The following is a 19,970-nucleotide window of genomic DNA, read 5'->3' on the forward strand; positions in this document are numbered from 1 at the left end:
GGTTTCATCGCTCCAAAGCTTAATAGATGAAAGAATGTCAAAGGTAGGCCTCAAAAAAGCAGCCCGATTGTCAAAACAGTGAAAAGCCTATAACCGTTTTAGCTGATATATCTTAGATGTAGCCAATATAGTGCGGCCCAATAGATATATCTTTGATTCAGACGATATATTTTTACCTGTAAAATAATGGTTTGATTTCATTTTAATTGAATATTTCATTCACTCTCAAGGATGGTCGCTATATTTTCCATGAAATAGTAATATGATGCCAACCAAAAATTATATATCTAGAAAAAATAACCTATAACCCCATTGGTTATATAGCTATTCAGACCCATAAAAAAGAGGCTTTCCACCCGGGAAAACCTCAATATCTGTTAATAAATTATATAGTTTCTGCAACAGCGGCAGATTCAAGCATGGTACCGTTTTTCGCAAAATTCGTGTGCCAGGAAAAGGCTTTTTCCAACACATGAGGGGTTTGACCGCCTCTTGTGAGGGCTTCCTGATAATACTCCCACAGCTGTTTACGATACATAGGATGGACACAGCGTTCGATTATTAATTCAACCCGTTGCCTTGGTGCCAACCCCCGCAAGTCTGCATACCCTTGCTCAGTGACAATGACATCCACATCATGCTCAGTGTGGTCCACATGGGAGACAAAGGGAACAATGCTGGATATTTTTCCATCCTTGGCGATTGATTTTGTCACAAATATCGCAAGACGGGCATTCCGGGCAAAATCGCCGGATCCGCCAATTCCGTTCATCATTTTCGTTCCCAGCACATGGGTCGAATTCACATTTCCATAGATGTCCAGTTCTAATGCTGTATTAATGGAAATCAATCCGAGCCGGCGGATAATTTCAGGATGATTGGAAATTTCCTGCGGCCTCATGATTAAACGGTCACGGTATTTTCCAAAATTCGAGAACACCTCTTGCATCTTTGAATCTGAAAGAGTAATGGAACAACAAGACGCAAAACGGACCTTGTCCGCATCCATTAAATCAAAAACCGCATCCTGCAATACTTCCGAATATACCTCTAAATCTTCAAACTCTGAATCCAGCATTCCATGCAAAACGGCATTTGCAACGGATCCGATTCCTGATTGAAGCGGGGCTAGACGTTCGGTCAACCGGCCGGCTTCTATTTCCTTCCGCAGGAATCCAATCAAGTGCTGTGCCATAATCACCGTTTCCTCATCTGGGGCTACAATCGTTGAGGGAGAATCCGGCTGGTTCGTAAACACGATTCCTTTCACTTTTTCAACATCAATGGGTATTCCAGCAGAGCCAATACGATCATCGGCATTCTTTAACGGAATTGGATCCCTTTCCCCTTGTTTCCTTGGTTCATATAAATCATGCAATCCTTCAAGTTCCGTGGACTGGGCCAGGTTAATTTCAATGATGATGGACTTCGCGTTCAGGGCAAAGGATAACGAGTTCCCGATTGACGTAGTCGGGATGACCATTCCATCTTCAGTCACTGCAACCGCTTCCAATATTGCAACATCGATTGGGTCCATAACATTTGAACGCACTAATTCAGCGGTATGGGACAAATGCTGGTCCACGAATAAAAAGTCGCCCTGATTAATCCCCTTGCGCATTGTAGGATCGGCTTGGAAAGGAAGCCTCTTGCCCAGGATGCCAGCTTCCGCAAACATTTTATCAACATCGGAACCTAAAGATGCTCCTGTAAACACGTTCACTTTAAATGTTTCTTTTTCGGCGCGTTTGACCAAGGCGAATGGGACCGCTTTTACATCACCTGCACGTGTAAAACCGCTCAATCCCAATGTCATGCCGTCTTGAATCCAGGACGCAGCTTCTTCAGCTGTTACTACACGATTCCGAAGATGATGGTCTCTTATACGTTCAATAAAGTTCTCCATTAACCCATCCCTCTCTCAAAAAGTGAATATAAATTCATTTTACCCAAAATCGTTCATGAGATTGGAAATAGGTGATAAATTACGAAAAATTCAGATAAACCAGCAAATTAAACTCCTGATACAGCATATTTCGGCTTTAAAATCCCAGTAGTTTACGAAAATAGCTGGAATAGGATTGGCTTACAGGTACGCTGTGCCCATTATCCATCGATAATAAAAACGTGGAATGTGTATCAGGAAGAATTTCCTTGATATGATTCACATTCACGATAAATGAGCGATGGCATCGGATAAAATAATCCTTTGGCAGCATGAATTCAAATTCCTGGAGCGAATTTTTATGGATGCCTGAGGAGCCTTCGGTGTGAACAAAAGTCTTTTTATCTTTTGACTCTATGAAGGTTACCCGCGAAAAAGGAATCGGAATCCATCCATCATTGGTCTTTATCGTAACAACCGATTTTCCATCTGTTAAGGCAGGCAAGATAGCCGTTACGCAACCCTCCAGCTTTCCTTCGTTCAGAAATGGCATAGCCATGCCGTGATATGGAACCCCAAACACGTCCCGGTTAATAAATTCAGAGACTTTTTGATTGGTCATTAATGCTTTATAAGTGATGGTCCCTTCCTTAACAGGATCCCCCGGCCGAATTTTGAGATCAATCCGTTTACTTGGCCGGTAATAAATATATTCCTTGGTATTCGATACAGCAATGGATATTTCATCTGAAAACAATTCGCCAATCACGTCTAAAAGCGAAACAACCGTTATACTTTCCATCTTCAGCACCTTCCATGATGTAAAAGTCTTCAAAGCTAGTATTATTTTACATCCTTTTTGTCACAGTTTCTATGTCTTGTGGATGTCTTAAGGCTTGAAGCAAGGTAAAAACAATAAGCGAATTGGCGAATTCCAAAATATCTGAGAGAGAATCCAAACTGCACGAATATTATGGCATAAAAACAATTGCTGCATGCTTCCAACAAAACTATGAGGATATATTTTTTCATAACCTGCTACTTTGTTCAGGTGAAAAGATCTATTAAAGATGAAGCTGAAACATTCATTTTCAGTGTAAAAATAAAATGAAACGTCCTAAGGGCACGATGATGGTTATTGGGATCTGGATGAGCTGCACAAGCGAGCAGAATCAGCTATACAGGGGGGCATATTGAGCAAAGGAATACCATAGATTACTATAGAGATTTCTGCAAGAAAAAAGAACTATTGTCGAAAACCGTTACGAATCGATTGAAAAAAAGTTTGACCAATAGCTATGATTACTCTGGAATCAAAGAATCACCATTACTTTTGAAGATAACCTTATTACAAAAATGGGGTATGTAAATTATCGCCACTCCACGATGCCATTTATATCCGGATAAACACGGTCAGGTTCTAGGCTCAGTTCTTCCATTGGAAGATTGTTTCGGTTGATCCATGCCGTCTTAAAGCCAAAGTTTTTTGCTCCTGCTATATCCCAGCCATTGGAAGACAGAAACAACACTTCTTCCCTTTCCAGACCCAGGATATGCAATGCATAACCATAAGAAGCAGGTGTTGGCTTATATTGTTTAACGTCATCCACACTAATCATTTCATCGAACAGGGAGGATAAGCCCGAATTGTGAATAAGCGTTTCTAACATGTCGCGGGACCCATTTGAAAAAACGGCAAGTTTTTTATGCCGCAGTTGTGTTAACACATTTTCCACTTCTGGATAATAGGATAGGTTTTTATACGCCGCCATTAGCGATTGTTCATTTTCTTTGCTATATTCAAGCTTAAATGTATTCAGCGCATATTTTAAAGAGTCCCTGGTTATGTTGATAAACGTATCATATCTGCCCATCATTTGACGTAAAAAAGCGTATTCCAGCTGCTTTTGCCTCCATAAAAAACTGATTTCTTCACCTTTGCCAGGATAAAGTTCATCACATTTTTCTTTTACGGAGTGTACATCAAATAACGTCCCATACACATCGAACATAAATGCTTTAACACTAGAATTCATGTTATATTACCTCCTTTTGCTGTGCTGCAGTAAGGATTTAAGATATTTGCCGCACCCCGGAAACATGGAAGCTAAAGGGAAGCTTACCACCCGTAAGCAGTAAGCTCTTGAAAAGTTTAAGAAAAATATTTTGAAAGGAACTCTGATACCTGTTCTGGAGTTTTTGCGTTTGCACTATGCAAATGACCCAGCTTTTCTCCGCCTTTAAACACCAGCAAACTTGGTATTCCCATAACATCATAAGATTCAGCGATGTCAGGAAAAGCATCCTTATTTATTTCGAAGAGAGGAATTTCTGTAAAACCACTCTCTAAAACGGACGGCAAGAAAGCATCCATTCTTTTACAATCCGGACACCAACCTGCAAAAAACTTGACTACCACAGGACGTTCGTCCTTGATTGTTTCGTTAAACTGTTGTTCTGATTCGATTACGATCATTATTTTAACCTCCGTCACTATAGATAAAGAACAGAAAAAAAGTTTTGTCCTTATAATAGATTTTAATTTTTTTTTTTATATTGTACAATTTTTTGAAGTTCTGTGATGCTGTTTTTCCGAACTTGATGCCATTTTCTGGATTGAACTGGTAATGTTATGGCTGGCATAGGCAGATTCTTGTGTGCCGGTTTTAATTTGTTCAGTACTTTGGATGACTTTGCTTGACGGTGTCGCGTTTATTTTTCATCATCTCATTAATAAGCGACTTCTGTGTTGTGTTTTCTTTTTAAAGTAATGCTGTTTCCCTTTGTTTTACATATATTTGGATGATTGTTACGGCACTTGTGAATAGTAAGAATGGTGCGTTGTATAAGCAACAAGGAGAATTTGAAATTGCTCGTCCCACATATGATGTCAAAAGGGACAAACATAGATTTTGTCATCGGTGGAGCGGGAACAAAATGCCTTCCGGAACCTTTGCAAAAGTATACGTTAAATGGAGATTTGGAAGATGGGAATAAATGGTTGGGATATCAAATGGCCGTTCAAACTATGACTATTTTGTCATATGCAAGGGTGTTAGAACAGATGGAAGTCAAAACGAAAGTTGCTCCTCCTTAAGGAGGGCTTTTGTCATCGTAAAACCCTGACGACTGATGCAGCTGTTACAATAATGTGCATGTTGATTAATTTCATAATCCTTTATTTTTTCCTCCACCATGCCCTCATAAAACTAAATGGTTAAAAAAGACCGAAATCACCATTCTGGTGTTTTTTAATGAACAACTCGGGGAATAAGAGAACAAACACAAAAGGATGGGGGAATTTTGATTATGATGAAAATACTTATTATTGTCGCAGTGGTAGCAATTGCCTATGTGATATTCAAAAACTTTGTTAAACGCAGATAGAAAAAAGGGATCTTCAGCGAACTTGTTGAATTTTACATAGTGAAATACATAACTTGCTGGGCATCCTTACAAAATAACACACAAAACTCTCACTTCGGTTGCAGCGATAAAAAAGGCTGTTTCATAAGTTGATTTCCCGACTATGAAACAGCCTTTTTATGCTTGATACAGTAACATTTCCAAATTTCAATTACGAAGCCATTTCCCTTTCAGGACAACCTTTTCCCCTACTATTCCTCATGTAATCTTGGACAAACTCCATATGCCCGCATCCCAATATTCAGCGTCAAATTGGTTGTGAAACACAGATGGAATGATCCCTTGCCTATATTCAAGTACCACAATAGGTTCGGTAAGGAAGAGTTGATGGTGCAGGCAGCGTGGTGTATTCAGCCTGTTCGGGAGCATGCGCGTAGGGTCTTGAAAGAACATCAAGAAGCTTCTCCATCACGCTGTAGTTTCCTTCTGTCACTGCCGCTTCCAATGCTGCTTCTACCCGGTGGTTCCGGGGGATTACCGCAGGATTGCTGTTCCGCATTAACTCCTGTGAGGATTCTTTTGTTTCCTCCTGTCTGCCAAGTCTCTCCTGCCACTGATCATGCCACTTTGCAAATTCTGGGCTGCCGAACAGTTCCGTACCCTCTGTTTTGCCAAAGGTCAATGAGCGAAAGGTATTGGTAAAGTCTGCACGATGCTTTTTCATCAAATCCAAGAGGTCTTTAATGAGGGATTCATCCTGTGTCTCTTCATTAAACAATCCCAGTTTAGCTCTCATTCCCCCAAGCCAATTTTGTTGATACAGCTTTGGATATTCAGAAATCGCCCCCTGGGCCATTTCGACAGCCTGTTCCTGTTTTTCATGAATGAGCGGCAACAAGCTTTCTGCAAATCGAGCGAGGTTCCACCCGCCAATACCCGGCTGGTTACCATAGGCATACCGTCCTTGGGTATCAATGGAACTGAATACCGTAGCTGGATCATATGTATCCATGAAAGCACAAGGACCGTAGTCGATGGTTTCTCCGCTAATGGTCATGTTGTCGGTGTTCATGACCCCGTGGATAAAGCCAACCAGCTGCCATTTGGCAATCAGTGCTGCCTGACGTTTAATTACTTCCTTAAGCAATGAAAGATAGCGGTTTTCATCCGCCTCAATATGTGGATAATGGCGCTTTATTGCATAATCAGCCAGGTCTTTAAGTTCCTCCACTGCCTCCCGTGCAGCCGCGTATTGAAATGTGCCGACACGCAGATGACTGGAAGCCACTCGGGTCAGGATAGCACCAGGCAGATGTGTTTCCCGGATTACTGCCTCACCGGTAGTCACGACCGCCAGGCTGCGGGTCGTAGGGATGCCCAGCGCATGCATGGCTTCACTGATGATATATTCGCGAAGCATCGGCCCAAGTGCTGCGCGGCCATCCCCCCCGCGCGAGTATGGCGTCCGCCCTGGACCCTTGAGCTGAATATCAAACCGTTCACCTTCGGGAGTAATCTGTTCCCCGAGTAACACTGCCCGGCCATCGCCCAACATAGTAAAATTCCCGAATTGATGGCCCGCATAAGCCTGGGCAAGCGGGGAAGCGCCTTCAGGAACCTTGTTGCCGGCAAAGAACGCTTGTCCCTCTTCACCTTGCAAAGCCTCAACATCCAACCCCAATGCTGCCGCCAGCGGTTCATTCAGAATGGCCAGCTTCGGAAATTCTACAGGCTCCGGAGTATGGCTGGTATAAAACGCCTTGGGCAGACGGGCATAACTGTTATCTAAGTTCCATCCTATTTTGTTTGTCATCGTATCCCCTTTTCCTGTTTTGTCATTCTTTCCTAAAGTTACTTTCACATAAAGTAAAATGATAGCATTCTTTATCACTTGGCTTTATATCCGCACATGGCAGCTCTTAATTACGTCTGCTTCCATACATTTATTATACCCTTTCTACAAAAAGTTGACGCCCTTTAATGCTCTTTAGGTATATACGAAAGCCGGGACGTCAGAGAGTAAATCATCGGATATCCTTAACTTACATAATCGCTTTTGGCACTCCATAGTTTTATAAGTACAATCAACCCCGTTCTTTAACTGGCCAAAACTACATATCCGCCATTAAAGTTCACCGCTGGATTTTTTCCTTCTTCTTTCTGACAGCTCTTCCTCGACCATAAGGTACATGCTTTCCACACCGGTGCTTGTCGCTTCAAAATCGTATGCATCCTCTATATGAATCCCGATGCTCTCCGCTTCTTTTGCAGCATCAATATTTGCCCCGATGAAAATAAATTCCCAGCTGTATTTCTCTTGCTGGTGATTGATAAGCTCTTTCACCGTATCATAGTTGAATTCACGGCTTGCATTTTCCATACCATCGGTTGTAATAACAAAGATAACCTTGCCTGGCCTTTGTTCCTCACTCATTTCCGATAATCTATGCCCGACATCCAATATGGTCTTTCCCACTGCATCCAGCAGTGCCGTACACCCCCTCACATAATATTCCTTGTCCGTGAGCCTGGCATTGTTTGCATCAATTCCATTCCATAATATTTCATACTTGTCATCAAAAAGAACGGCTGTAAGAATTGTTTCCCCTTCCCGTTTGCATTGCTTTTCAAGCAAAGCGTTAAAGCCGCCGATGGTATCACTCTCAAGCCCCGCCATAGACCCGCTCCTATCAAGCAGGAAAATAATTTCTGTTACATCGCTAACCATAATAAGTCATCCTCTCTGTTTTTTGATGATATAATATTAGCTGAGTTTTTCCATATTGTGGTCGCCTGGTAAGCGACATTTTGAGGAGGCTGGCCAAATGCTAGATAACAGGATACTGATCCAAATGAAGGAGTATGTCGAAAGTCACTTAATCATCGTGACTGAGGATATATTGGATATTTATCTGGAATCCAATGATGTAAAGCACAGTATCCTAGAGGAAATAGATGAAGATGAAATAGAAAATTTTATAAACACCAAGCGTAAACCAACCTTGAGTCAGGTTTTGTTTAGCTTTCTCGATAAAAAAGATGCAAGTGACTCAAAGATATACAAAAAAGCCGGAATGGACCGCAGGCATTTTTCCAAAATACGAACCGTTCCCAACTATCGCCCCGGGAAAAACACCACCATCGCTCTCGCTTTAGCACTCGAGCTGGATCAAACGGAAACCGAGGAGCTTTTGGGTGCAGCTGGTTACACGTTATCAAACAGTGACACCTCTGATTTAGTCATTCAGTTCTGTCTGGAGAAGAAAATATATGATATCGATCTTGTCAATCAAGCCCTTGACCATTTCAGCCTAAAGCCATTGATTCGATAGCTGTTATAAATTAATTAATTTAACTGAGTGAAGAAATACTCCCACTCAGTTTTTTTATCCAGCTTAACTCCTAAGTTCAAGAAAAGCGTAAACATAATTCAAAATCAGTTTTACATATTGCATTGCAAGCTTTTAAAATATAACTGAAAAAGTTAACATTCCTCTAAGAAGCATGAAAAATATGTACTAGCCGTAATCGGAAACGGCGGAGGGATTGGCCTTGCTGTTTTATTTCAGGTTTTGTGATAACACAAAAATTTACCCTGTGCCAACTATTTTTACATTGTTCAAAATTTTATTATTTTTATCTCAAAATTTAATAAAGGCAGTAATCACTAGGGAATCCCATAATTCTATTTGTCCCTGAATTTTTAACGTACAAATTACAAACCACTTTCCTGTTTCGGAGAGTGGTTTTTCTTTTTACCAAAAAATTTTATTCTATTTTCCCCATAGAGGGCTAAGACTGATGAAATTAATTGTAGTAACCGAGATTTGCATTCTGTTCAAGGATTGGCTTCCATCATTATTTCAATAAGGAATATTGTAGATTACGTACTTATTCGGAAAAAAACAAAAAATGCCCGGCAATTGTTTTCCCTAATTCAGCTGTTAGATAAGGGAGGGGTTAAAAAAGAAAAAAATCGTCATAAACGATCGCTTGGATGCAGTATTGCTTATGAATTTCACTAACATTTACCTGCCTTCACATGGCCTTCCAGTGAAGTGTGTAAAAGATCAATTCCCCCATCTGCGGATTGGACTTCCTTCCACCAGAGGAAGTAGGCTCCATTCAGGATTTGCTTTTGTTTTACAATTTAGACAATAAAATTCTTGTGGTTGAATTGAACAAGGAAGAATATGCTTCACGGCTTTTGTCCTATGGAGATAAAGTTGAAATCGTTCATTTTGTTGGAGGAGGATGAACATGATAAAAATAGCAAACAAACGTTTAACTCCAGGCTCTTGCTTGGAACAGGCAAATATCCATCATTTGAAATCCAGAAGAAAGCGGTTGAAGAATCAGGGGCTGCAATCCTGACTTTCGCGGTAAGACGAATGAACATTTTTGAAGAATCCCAGCCGAATTTTCTTGAACAACTGGATCCCTCTAAATATAAATTACATCCTAATACCGCCGGAGCAAAAACAGCTGAAGAAGCGGTTAGAATCGCCAAGCTTGCTAAAGCATCAGGCTTAAGCGACATGAAATTAAGGTCGAGGTAATCGGCTGCGATCAATCTCTTCTGCCTGATCCGGTCGAGACCTTGAAAGCGTCTGAAATGTTATTGGACGAAGGTATTACAGTATTGCCTTATACGTCTGATGATGTTGTCCTGGCAAAACGTCTGGAACAGCTTGGGGTACATGCGATTATGCCGGGTGCCTCGCCAATTGGTTCCGGAAAAGGAATAGTAAATCCCTTAAACCTAAAACTGATCATTGAATAAAAGTCCGTCCCTGTATAGATGCCGGCATTGGTTCTCCAAAGGATGCGGCACACCGTCAGCTCCAAGTTCCATGGCATAAACAACCACCAAGCCACATCTCCAGCCAGCTGAACATGATAAACACCTGTTCGCAGAAAAGAGGAAAAAACAGGGCTGAACTTACATAGACCTGTAATTCAGCCTCAATTCAATTATTCTTTGTTATGTTAGTATTTTCATCCCTAATTCCTATATAAAATCCCCTCCAAGAAAAGTGTAATACCCTATTTCTTACACTGTCTTCTTAAGGGGATCATATCATTATGAAACTAGCCTTTCTTGCAACGGTTACGTTACTTAGAAAGGGAACTGGCGTGGTTGTTTTTGAGCAGAAACCCATTTGGTTACTGTGAATTCCTCAACAATCCAAGGATGGCTAAATCGGCCAAGACCACTGGCTTTGTTGCCTCCGAATGCTACGTCAGCTTGTGCGTTTACTGTTTGATCGTTGATATGAGTCATGCCAGCATCGATTTGCAGGGCTAATTCATGGCCTTTTTCTAGATCAGCAGTAAAGATTGCGGAAGATAAGCCGTATTCAGTGTCATTGGCAAATTCAATTGCCTGCTCGTCTGTTTCAGCAGGGATAATTTGAGCCACCGGGCCAAAAATCTCCGTTTGAGCAAGTGTAGAATCGTTTGGTACATCAATGAATACGAATGGAGAAATCACATTTCCTTCGCGCTTGCCTTCAAGAGCCAGTTTTAACCCATCTTCTTTGGCTTGTTGAACAAACCCCAATACCTTTTCAGCTTGCCGCTCATTGATAATCGGGCCAATTACAGTAGAAGGATCCTTTGGATCTCCAACTTTTAGTGTCTTTGTCTTCGCAACAAACTTTTCCACGAACTCATCGTATTTGTGTTTGTGTACAATGATACGGTTTGTAATCATGCAAATTTGCCCATTGTGTACAAATTTACCGAAAATGGCAGCATCAACAGCTTGGTCAACATCCGCATCACTTAAGACTACCAGTGGGCCATTTCCGCCAAGTTCAAGAGCAACTCTCTTCAGATTTTCCCCGGCAATCTTGCCAATATGTCTGCCGACAGCAGTGGAACCAGTAAAACTGATCAAACGCGGAATTGGGTTATCAAGCATTCCATCTCCAATTTCATCTAAATCAGTCAGGATGGAATTGAATACGCCTTTAGGAAGACCGGCATATTCAAAAGCTTTTGCGATGATTTGGCCGCCAGTCAGACCTACCTGAATATCCGGCTTATGAACAACCGCGTTTCCTAAAGCAATAGCCGGAGCGATTGTTCTCATGCTTAAATTGGTAGGGAAATTAAAAGGTGTAATCGATGAAATGACACCTAACGGAAGACGGTGGATATAATTTTCCTTTCCGGGAATCTGGGCAGGAATAGTTCTCACTTCATCCAGTTCTCCAGCTGATTGGATTGCTGCCTCCAGTTCATCATATGTAATGGCTAATTCGATATTGCCTTTTAAAATGGTAGAACCTGATTCACGAACGATCACTTTCACGATTTCATCGTGATTTTGTTTATAGTATTCCAGCACTTTTCTAAGAATTTCTCTTCTTTGTTCAGCTGTGGATTTAGCCCATTCTTTTTGAGCTTTTTCCGCAATTTTAAAAGTTTCTTTTAACTGTTCAGCGGTTGCTAATTTGACAGTTGTAATTACTGAGTTGTCATAAGGATCGGTTATATCATAAGTGCGTGAGCTTTCACCTTCCACCCACTCACCATTTATAAAGCTTTTATTCAACTCTTCAAATCTTGACATTGACAAAAACACCCCACTTTTATATTACAAGAGAAATACTTGTGTTGTAGCATAAGAAATCCCCTCACACTTATTAAATTATTGGTAAATAAAAATAGGAAACTTCTTACGTGCACAATGATTATATCGGCTCTATTATCCACTTGTTTCATCATTGTTCTTAATTCTTTTAAACTATTAATAGTTCTACTCAATACAAACAGCAAGAAACTGAAAAAAATATAATTTTTTCTTCAGCACTAGTGGTTTTCTACCTATAGTATTGCCTATGCTGGATAAAAAACCAAATCGGCCCTCCAAATTGTTCTATGACTGAATAATATAGTCTCTTGGACCAACGCTGGACGGATGGTTCAACAAAATTATATTTTAACATTACGAACCAGCGTTTGTAACTCTTCTTCCATTCCCGATAATGAAGGTGCGGATGCGGATCCTTCTTCCAGAGAAACTAATTGTTCCTGAGTGGATGCTGATACATTTTGTTTTCCTGCTGCCGCATTCATTGCCGCTTCTGCACTGGAATCAATTGAAGCGCACGATCACCTTTTTACTCTCTGAAATTTGCATCAGCCACTTGTTCCGTCTGCTGTGTAACACCATCTGTCGCTTTGCGAATTTCGTTAAATGCTTGGGTAGATGTATTTATCGATTCATCCCTGAAAGTACTATACTTTCTAAAATAAACAGCACGGCTCATCCACGCAAAAAGGTTTCGTCTTTTATTCGGCATGAACACCATTCGACAAATTTCCGCATAGCAAGTATATTGCTATTTGACTAATTCATCAAGAATCAAGCTTATCGATTACCCCGGCCAAAACCCATCGCCTATTTGTAAAAAAAGTTAGATGCTAGCTCTAAATTATGTTGTTACTATTCCGTGAATCATTATATGTCATACTCCCATAATCCGAGCTTACCTTTAGCTGGGATGAACTTATCCAGCATTTTCATATCCTTAACTTCCCAAGCGTAACCCCCCACAGGAAAGTCACCTAAATAGTAGTCATTTCCTGATACTATTGCTCCATCCTCTAGTATCGCCCAAGTTGCGTTGTTTTCAGTTACCCTCAAACATTTTTCCAGCCTGCATACGGCGATGATTTTACCAGTTGGAAGATCCTGAGTGTTATATCCGTGCCTGCCAAGCAATGCCTGAATGGCGGCATTACTACAGACAGCGTTATCCAATTTTTTGCTTGTGTGAATGGCCAGAGGTCCACGATAACTTGTTCTCCATGATCGTGTTTCATATGTCGCTTCTCTTAGAACAAAAAGGCTTGCCCAAGGCTGAATCATTGATAAAACCTTCATTAGATTGCCTCCACCTTATAAAGATCACTTTTACGTATATAGTGTCCCGCCAGAAAAATATTATTAAACTGCCCAGCATCTTCCTTTTTAGAAGGCATTATAAAGCGCTTCATTATTTGGATGTCTTTATCACACGTATTTAAATTTGTCTTGCTCAAACAACCCCTGTTTCAACTTTTGAACAGGGGTTTACATAGGTGAGAAGGTTAAATTTTAACGGGTAAGATTTCCTTATTATAGCAAAAACATGGTCTTTAATTCATTATCTTAAATTTTATTATCTCTCTGGATAATGGAATTAAATCACTTTCAAATCAGGCCATTTTGCCATAAAAAACTGCACCTCCAATTGTTGGCCAAAGTGTAACAATTGGGGTGCGGTCCGAGATTACGTGGTTTTTTACTTTATGCTGCTTTTTAGATATCTACTATTTTTCCTTCTTTACGCCATTCCTTAAATTCCGCTGCTGCTGTGAAGAGTACGTCAGTGGATGAATTAAGGGACGTTTCAAAAGAATCTTGTAAAACACCAATGATAAAGCCTACTCCAACCACCTGCATGGCGACATCAGTCGGGATTCCAAATAAGCTGCATGCAAGAGGGATCAACAATAAAGATCCACCAGCAACCCCTGAAGCACCACAAGCACATATAGCTGACAATACGCTGAGGAGAATTGCTGTAGGGAGGTCAACTTGAATGTCGAGTGTATGGACCGCTGCAAGTGTCAAAACCGAAATAGTAACAGCGGCACCAGCCATATTGATGGTTGCACCTAATGGAATGGATACTGAATAACTATCCTTATTTAATCCGAGTTTTTCACATAATTTCATATTTACAGGAATGTTTGAAGCTGAGCTGCGTGTAAAGAACGCCGTAATGCCGCTTTCCTTTAAGCATTTAAAAACAAGCGGATAAGGGTTTTTCCTTATAACGGCAAACACAATGATCGGATTGACAACCAGCGCCACAAAAACCATGCAGCCAATCAATACGGCAAGCAATTTCCCATAGCTCAATATCGCTTCTGATCCATTTGTGGTAATTGATGTAAATACAAGGCCCATGATTCCTAATGGCGCAAACTTAATAACCCATGCAACGATTTTGGAAACAGCATCCGAAAAATTGGCAATCATTGTTTTTGTCGTTTCAGCAGCATTTCTTAATGCCAAGCCTAGGAGTACCGCCCAAGCTAAAATGCCGATATAGTTCGCATTTACAATTGCTTTAACCGGGTTATCAACGATGTTCAGCAGTAATGTTTTGAGAACCTCGACAACACCGCCGGGAGGCGTCACGCCCTCAGCACCCTTTGCAAGCGTTAAACTTACAGGAAAGATAAAACTTACAACAACTGCGATTAATCCAGCTAAAAAGGTTCCTGAAAGGTATAGGACGATAATGGATTTCATATTCGTTTTGTGACCACGTTTGTGTTGGGCGATGGCCGACATAACCAGGAACAGTACCAATACAGGTGCAATTGCTTTCAATGCACCTACGAATAAAGAACCAAAAATTACAATAGGTTTCGCTGCTTCCGGCATCGTTACAGCCAGGATTATACCAATAATCAAACCTATGAAGATTTGTTTTACCAGACTGATTTGACCCCACTTTTTCAGTATGCTTTTCATAGATGTTCCCCCACTAAATTAAGATAAAATTGTCTTTAATCACCCTGCGATAGAATAAATTTATAACTGTTGATCAATATATTTTTGGCTCATTCATGTGAAACCCTGGTTTCACATGCTTTTTCAGCAAAGTTGAGACGTTGCTGCAGAGGTCATAACCAAAATAAACTATGAAGGAATATTGTCTAGGTGGACTGCCAACACCCTCAATTCCACTCCATAAAGACAACTGTCTTTCTAATAAATATCATTATAATGATCTTTTTGATATATTACAATATTTTTCTGATTGAGCGGAATCCTCCATGAAGACATCAACAGTTGAAATATAACCAGTTCCAAGGAGGCCCCAGAATAATTCTTTTTGCAATATTTGAACCGATCAGGCACACTTTGTTCTTACTTTCTATATCAATTTTGGTAATGCCTCTTCCAGAAGCAACAAGGTCAGTTGTTCTGGCAAAATACACATCGTTTTTCCCTTCGACTGAAATTGACGGGTGCTCGAGTTGAAGATCCATCTCCCTCTTTGGACGCTTTTCTTTTAGATCAAACAAAAAAGTCAAAAATCAAAACCCCTTCAGATACGGTTGAAGGGGTTTTTAAATACTATTCTTTCTCGTTGATAACGAATAAAACACCTGAAAGAAATAGGATAGAGCCTATCCAAAACGTTACACCTATGTGCTCTCCTAGAATCAGCCATCCAAGTAGTGTTCCAACCACGGGTTGAAAGAAGAAAAATATCCCGCCACTTGAGGCGTTAAGCTTTTGTAATCCACGATTCCAAAGTAGAAATCGACAAGGCATTTATTGGGCTTTTTCTTCATTTTGAATTAGGACAAACTCTTCACCCTGTCCGTTTAAATAAGCTGTACATACTATGAACCGTAAGATATTTTTACTAAACAAAAGGAGGTGCTATATATGGGTGAATACGCTGGCGGCTTCTATGGCGGCAGTTTTGCTTTCATCATTGTAGTATTCGTATTATTGGTGATTGTTGGCTGTGCTTGCTTTGGCGGCTATTAATGTAGATAAATCAAGCCTGATAGTGCTTCCGACAGGCTGTCAGGCTTTTTTTGACTGATTTTAGGCCGGCATCCCAACAGTATGTTACATATAATACGTTAAGCCGTTATCACCATATACCTGCTCCTTAAAATGTGGGGTGGTCTACATCAAAACAGTGAAACCTATCCACTGGTTTTTTGTATAAAAGTAAATTGAAAGTACCCCTCAGCGTGTCCAGGATGCCGTTCTTTTTAGTTGTAATATCTTGTCCGAAATCATTTTTCTATTTTTCTTAAAAGCTCAAATTATCCTTAGGACAATCCATAATTTTCTCACAAAAATTAAACGATAAAAAATTTATGATCCGTGTGACTTTAAATAGCAATGTTAGTAAAATATTAAAATGACTAAGATTACAACTAATAATCTTGCAGCAATTCAACTAAAATAGCATGCGTTGTATGTTTTTAGAATACAGCTTATTGCATATTATTCTTGTCTTTACACAAACAATCTTACATTCATAAATGGATTGTAAAATCTAACGGGCATTTTAATAGCAGTTCAACTTCTCACCGGCCCCAATTTACCGTTAGGCGAAAAATGAATAAAGGGCAACTCTAAATTGTAATAAAGTTGCCCTTTGAATATATTTTTTATCTTAACTACTGTCTCTATTATAAGAAATTAAAGAAAAAACAAGGCATAAGGGTCTTATTTTGCTTTACTATTTCCATAAACACATTTAATTAAAAAGAATATCCAGGATGAAATATAAGCGAGAAGAGTTACCGTATTTCTAAATAATGTTGTAATACCTTTGATGGGAAGAAATTTAGGGGCAGCGGGCGTAAGGATACAATAATCGCAGGGGACATTATTAAATCTTGCTGTGCTTGTTTCAAACAGTGGTACATAGCTTTACCGCCAACTGAGTTGGCAGAGTGAATAGTTATGCGTTTTGCAAATAGATTTTCTTTAATCATCTTTTGAACAAGCATTAAACCATTCCTGGTTCTATTTAATAAATCATGATCCAAAGAGAGGTGTTCAATATCAAAATTTCGCAATAGCTCCATACACTCGTCAATAGTCTCGGCTAATACATAGCCATCGGGTGCTTTCCGATAGTCATCGAGGAAAACGCTAATTTTCTCCATTTCTTATACTCCTTCCCTTATACAAGGAGTGACTAAGAAAAGTCAAATAATCCCTAGATAATATGATTATATATACCGAGTATACCACAGTAATGTAAGAACGGGGCGTATTCGTCTTTAAAAGCTAATATATGACAACCTTTTTAAAAAATATTCTTTTTATACTTATGGTGTGGGTTTTTCAATTCAACGGGTTGTTTAACTCCATAAGCATCTCCCTTAAAAAAACCAATTATAGTCAGAATTCTATTCATAACTTTATAAAATCGACTGATTTTATTAAAAAAACCATATGCCACATATAGCATTGTTAATTACCATATCCACATCCCTACTCACCAACCATCTTTCAATAATGCAGCAAGGATAAACACGATTGAAATCACCGATGAAATCATTGTCATCACAATCAGCTTTTTCGGTTTACCCGGCTCTTAAAGCAGGCTGTAAATTGACCATAGGATAGAGGCTAATATAAGAATATTATACAATAAAAACAACATGATGAATATTACCTATCAATTCACTATCTCCTTCACCCTGCCCACAATACCGTTCTCAAGCCTCACCTTAATCCCATGTGGATGTGAAACGGAATTAGTCAGAATTTCTGAAACGACGCCTTCTGTTAATTTTCCGGTGCGCTGGTCTTGTTTTTGTACAACTTTTACTTTTGTTCCTTTTTTTATATTTTCTCTTTTAGTTCCTTGCATAACCTTTCATCTCCTTACGTTTCATCAACTGAAGCGAAACGTTAATTGATCATTCAGTAAAGTAGAGTACATAAACAAAAGTTAATCATTTTTAGTTATGTATTAGCTTTAATGTTGTCTTCCATAATATTTGCTATTTCTTCTGAATTATATTGGTTACTGGTTTTTAATCCAATAACAATGTTTTGTTGTTTTGCGATCGAGTGATTTTGGTTCAATTTCTATTTACCTTCCAGTTTTCAATAAAACCCTTGAGCTATCCATATATAAATCGCTCATTAAATTGAGCACGGGTTAGGCATGGATGCTTCATAAACACCAACCGTTCATTTGGGCTGCATTAGATAGTGTAATAGTGTAACCATTACCGACTCCCATTTCTAATATCACTTGATCTTTGTAAAATATAGAGGTCTAATGTCCATTTGTTAATTTCGTAATTGCCTTTCTCCCATATACCTTCCTACCCATTTAAAAATGCCACTTGGAGTTCGCAGTTGATGCCCAAGCCATTTTTTAAACATAATACCGCCGGTAGTTAAATCCCCCTGACATTTTATAAAAAGAATACCTTTAAAAACCAGCAAATACCAGAAAAAAACATTTTCATCTACCTGCCCATTCAACGACCTGGATAAGATTGTTAAATGCCTATAAAAAAGCAGTGACCTTATCCAGTCCCCGCCTATTAAATTATAAGCATTTTTGGCAATCGCCTCAATATGTCCTGAGTGATGTCTCAATAATGGTACTGGAGCAATAAGTCAGGATCTCTTAAACCTTCCTTATAAAAGTTGGCAAACGATTACATCAGCTGCCGGTTGGCAGGAATTTCACGAATGTTATTCACACAATTATAACCACTTTTCCCTGAGCGTGTCCTTCTTCAAAATACTTAAAAGCTTCGGGAACTTCACTCAACTTATAACGTCTATCAATAACAGGTTTTACTTTGCCTGCTTCAAAAAGTTCCTTCATAAAGATCAAATCTTTTTGGTTAGGCCTTTGTAGAAAGCTGGCCATTTTCCTGCTGCCGGCCATAGATATCCAAGGCCCCAGGACCATGGTTTGGAACATTTGCGCTCCGGAACCCCCGACATGAACAAAAATTCCATCGGGTCTTAAGGCACGCTTAAAAACTGAAATCGATTGAAATCCGTTAGTACCAAGAATAAGATCATACTGCTCTGTTTGTTTGCTAAAATCTTCTTTCGTGTAATCGATGACATGATCTGCACCAATCGATCGAACTATTTCTACATTTCTCGTACTGCACACAGCTGTTACCTCGGTCCCGAATGATTTAGCAATCTGTATTGCGAAGGTCCCCACACCACCAGAGGCACCATAAATCAAGACCTTTTGCCCCGGTTGAATCTTACCTTTATCCCGTAGACTCTGCAGGGCCGTGACTGCCGCCATGGGAACCGCTGCAGCTTCCTCAAAGGACATATTCGATGGTTTCGGGGCTAGTGCATTTTCAGGAACAGATACATATTCAGCAAAACCACCCCAACCACAACCGGACAGGTCTCCAAACACGTCATCGCCTGGCTGATACTGCTTTACATTTGGGCCAACCGCTTCCACCCGGCCCGCTATGTCACCTCCGGGTATGGAGTATTTTGGTTTTAGGAGGCCAAAAGCAAAACGGGCTAAAAACGGTTCTCCTTTTAAAAGGACCAGGTTACCATAATTCACCGCGGCTGCATGAATTTTTACCAGTACTTCGTTGTCCCCGGAATTAGGCTTTTCGACCTCCTTCAACTCAAGAACATCCGGTGGCCCATATTTGTTATAAACTATAGCTTTCATAACATTCCTCCTTATTTATTTTGACCTATTCAATTTCTATATAGCTAAAACCTGCAGAAGACCCAATAATTTAAAGGTATTCAAACTAAAGCATATTCAAGACTGGAACTTCCTAAGAATATTTATTTAGGCCTAAACGGTACCATCATTTTCACTAATCGTTTTCCTTTCAGCAGAGATAACGCAAAAAAAAAAAAACGGATGGGGAATTAACCCATCCAGTTAAAAGATAATCCTTAATTTATTCTCGGTGTTCAAAGGTTTTGCACGCAGTTTCCTCAACATTCCCAGCTACTCTGCCACGTTCACCGATGACATAAATTGAGTCAGCAATACACTTATCTCCTTCTGCCCAGTACTTACAATTTTCCACATTGCATAATACTTCAATGCCCATTTAATACCATCTCCTTTACAAAGGTTGTGTTCCTTATACCCTTTTTTTGAGAGAATTAAATCAATATTTTTGAATAAAG

19 protein-coding genes and 2 pseudogenes are annotated in these 19,970 nt (G+C 39.8%); 5 read left to right on the plus strand and 16 right to left on the minus strand.

Translation table 11 applies throughout. The features are described 5' to 3' along the window. Nucleotides 1-385: 385 nt before the first annotated feature. The 4 genes from D0466_RS16650 to D0466_RS16665 all read right to left on the minus strand — a co-directional run bounded on the left by D0466_RS16650 (nucleotide 386) and on the right by D0466_RS16665 (nucleotide 4,361). Entirely contained in the window at nucleotides 386-1,906 is a 1,521-nt protein-coding gene (locus D0466_RS16650; RefSeq protein ID WP_117323678.1) for an acetyl-CoA hydrolase/transferase family protein, read from the minus strand. Between the two features lie 136 nt (nucleotides 1,907-2,042). After that, nucleotides 2,043-2,687 (minus strand): LytTR family DNA-binding domain-containing protein, encoded by a 645-nt coding sequence (locus tag D0466_RS16655; RefSeq protein ID WP_117323679.1) that lies wholly within the window; start codon nucleotides 2,685-2,687, stop codon nucleotides 2,043-2,045. Between the two features lie 568 nt (nucleotides 2,688-3,255). Continuing rightward, nucleotides 3,256-3,921: a haloacid dehalogenase type II gene (locus D0466_RS16660; RefSeq protein ID WP_117323680.1), complete on the minus strand. Its 666-nt coding sequence runs from the start codon at nucleotides 3,919-3,921 to the stop codon at nucleotides 3,256-3,258. 116 nt (nucleotides 3,922-4,037) lie between these two features. Further along, nucleotides 4,038-4,361, minus strand: a complete 324-nt coding sequence (locus D0466_RS16665) for a thioredoxin family protein (RefSeq protein ID WP_199484580.1) — start codon at nucleotides 4,359-4,361, stop codon at nucleotides 4,038-4,040. Between the two features lie 408 nt (nucleotides 4,362-4,769). Between D0466_RS16665 and D0466_RS16670 the strand changes: the two genes are divergently transcribed. Beyond that, the gene (locus D0466_RS16670) at nucleotides 4,770-4,982 is read left to right on the plus strand and encodes a hypothetical protein (protein WP_158555930.1); all 213 of its coding nucleotides are present in this window, start codon (nucleotides 4,770-4,772) and stop codon (nucleotides 4,980-4,982) included. Nucleotides 4,983-5,603: 621 nt separating this feature from the next. Here D0466_RS16670 and D0466_RS16675 read toward each other — a convergent pair. Together D0466_RS16675 and D0466_RS16680 are read right to left on the minus strand one after the other, a co-directional pair. After that, complete coding sequence (locus D0466_RS16675; protein ID WP_117323760.1) at nucleotides 5,604-7,064, minus strand: protein adenylyltransferase SelO; 1,461 nt, start codon at nucleotides 7,062-7,064, stop codon at nucleotides 5,604-5,606. A 312-nt stretch (nucleotides 7,065-7,376) separates the two neighbouring features. Next, entirely contained in the window at nucleotides 7,377-7,979 is a 603-nt protein-coding gene (locus D0466_RS16680) for a vWA domain-containing protein (RefSeq protein WP_117323682.1), read from the minus strand. Nucleotides 7,980-8,076: 97 nt separating this feature from the next. Here D0466_RS16680 and D0466_RS16685 point away from each other — a divergent pair, with 97 nt between their 5' ends. From D0466_RS16685 to D0466_RS16695, 3 genes and pseudogenes are all read left to right on the plus strand, one after another. Then, entirely contained in the window at nucleotides 8,077-8,583 is a 507-nt protein-coding gene (locus D0466_RS16685) for a hypothetical protein (protein ID WP_117323683.1), read from the plus strand. Nucleotides 8,584-9,419: 836 nt separating this feature from the next. Continuing rightward, nucleotides 9,420-9,509 carry a hypothetical protein gene (locus D0466_RS23655; protein ID WP_407675644.1) on the plus strand — a complete coding sequence of 30 codons (90 nt, stop codon included), beginning with the start codon at nucleotides 9,420-9,422 and terminating at the stop codon, nucleotides 9,507-9,509. A gap of 2 nt (nucleotides 9,510-9,511) precedes the next feature. Continuing rightward, nucleotides 9,512-10,084: pseudogene (locus D0466_RS16695) on the plus strand (thiazole synthase); the annotation flags it as partial. A gap of 286 nt (nucleotides 10,085-10,370) precedes the next feature. On the opposite strand, the gene D0466_RS16700 reads toward D0466_RS16695, so the two are convergent. The 6 genes and pseudogenes from D0466_RS16700 to D0466_RS16725 all read right to left on the minus strand — a co-directional run. After that, entirely contained in the window at nucleotides 10,371-11,831 is a 1,461-nt protein-coding gene (locus tag D0466_RS16700) for an aldehyde dehydrogenase family protein (RefSeq protein WP_117323685.1), read from the minus strand. A 362-nt stretch (nucleotides 11,832-12,193) separates the two neighbouring features. Further along, on the minus strand, nucleotides 12,194-12,337 hold the full coding sequence (locus D0466_RS22290) for a hypothetical protein (RefSeq protein WP_158555931.1): 144 nt from the start codon (nucleotides 12,335-12,337) through the stop codon (nucleotides 12,194-12,196). Between the two features lie 385 nt (nucleotides 12,338-12,722). After that, entirely contained in the window at nucleotides 12,723-13,148 is a 426-nt protein-coding gene (locus tag D0466_RS16710; protein ID WP_117323687.1) for an ASCH domain-containing protein, read from the minus strand. Nucleotides 13,149-13,565: 417 nt separating this feature from the next. Further along, on the minus strand, nucleotides 13,566-14,792 hold the full coding sequence (gene sstT, locus D0466_RS16715) for a serine/threonine transporter SstT (protein WP_117323688.1): 1,227 nt from the start codon (nucleotides 14,790-14,792) through the stop codon (nucleotides 13,566-13,568). 314 nt (nucleotides 14,793-15,106) lie between these two features. Beyond that, the gene (locus D0466_RS16720; RefSeq protein WP_117323689.1) at nucleotides 15,107-15,358 is read right to left on the minus strand and encodes an ABC transporter permease; all 252 of its coding nucleotides are present in this window, start codon (nucleotides 15,356-15,358) and stop codon (nucleotides 15,107-15,109) included. Nucleotides 15,359-15,401: 43 nt separating this feature from the next. Next, nucleotides 15,402-15,590 (minus strand): annotated as a pseudogene (locus tag D0466_RS16725) (EamA family transporter); the annotation flags it as partial. Nucleotides 15,591-15,719: 129 nt separating this feature from the next. Here D0466_RS16725 and D0466_RS16730 point away from each other — a divergent pair. Beyond that, a complete protein-coding gene (locus D0466_RS16730; protein ID WP_117323690.1) occupies nucleotides 15,720-15,824 on the plus strand; it encodes a YjcZ family sporulation protein in 105 nt (34 codons plus the stop codon). Nucleotides 15,825-16,594: 770 nt separating this feature from the next. On the opposite strand, the gene D0466_RS16735 is transcribed toward D0466_RS16730, so the two are convergent. From D0466_RS16735 to D0466_RS16755, 4 genes are all read right to left on the minus strand, one after another. Continuing rightward, nucleotides 16,595-16,966: a cyclic-phosphate processing receiver domain-containing protein gene (locus D0466_RS16735; RefSeq protein WP_117323691.1), complete on the minus strand. Its 372-nt coding sequence runs from the start codon at nucleotides 16,964-16,966 to the stop codon at nucleotides 16,595-16,597. Nucleotides 16,967-17,484: 518 nt separating this feature from the next. After that, entirely contained in the window at nucleotides 17,485-17,679 is a 195-nt protein-coding gene (locus D0466_RS16740; RefSeq protein WP_117323692.1) for a YwbE family protein, read from the minus strand. 846 nt (nucleotides 17,680-18,525) lie between these two features. Continuing rightward, the gene (locus D0466_RS16750; protein WP_117323694.1) at nucleotides 18,526-19,494 is read right to left on the minus strand and encodes an NAD(P)-dependent alcohol dehydrogenase; all 969 of its coding nucleotides are present in this window, start codon (nucleotides 19,492-19,494) and stop codon (nucleotides 18,526-18,528) included. 241 nt (nucleotides 19,495-19,735) lie between these two features. Beyond that, on the minus strand, nucleotides 19,736-19,891 hold the full coding sequence (locus tag D0466_RS16755) for a DUF1540 domain-containing protein (RefSeq protein WP_117323695.1): 156 nt from the start codon (nucleotides 19,889-19,891) through the stop codon (nucleotides 19,736-19,738). Between the last annotated feature and the right edge of the window lie 79 nt (nucleotides 19,892-19,970).

Source organism: Peribacillus glennii, assembly GCF_003429105.1.
Classification (GTDB): Bacteria; Bacillota; Bacilli; order Bacillales; family DSM-1321; genus Peribacillus; species Peribacillus glennii.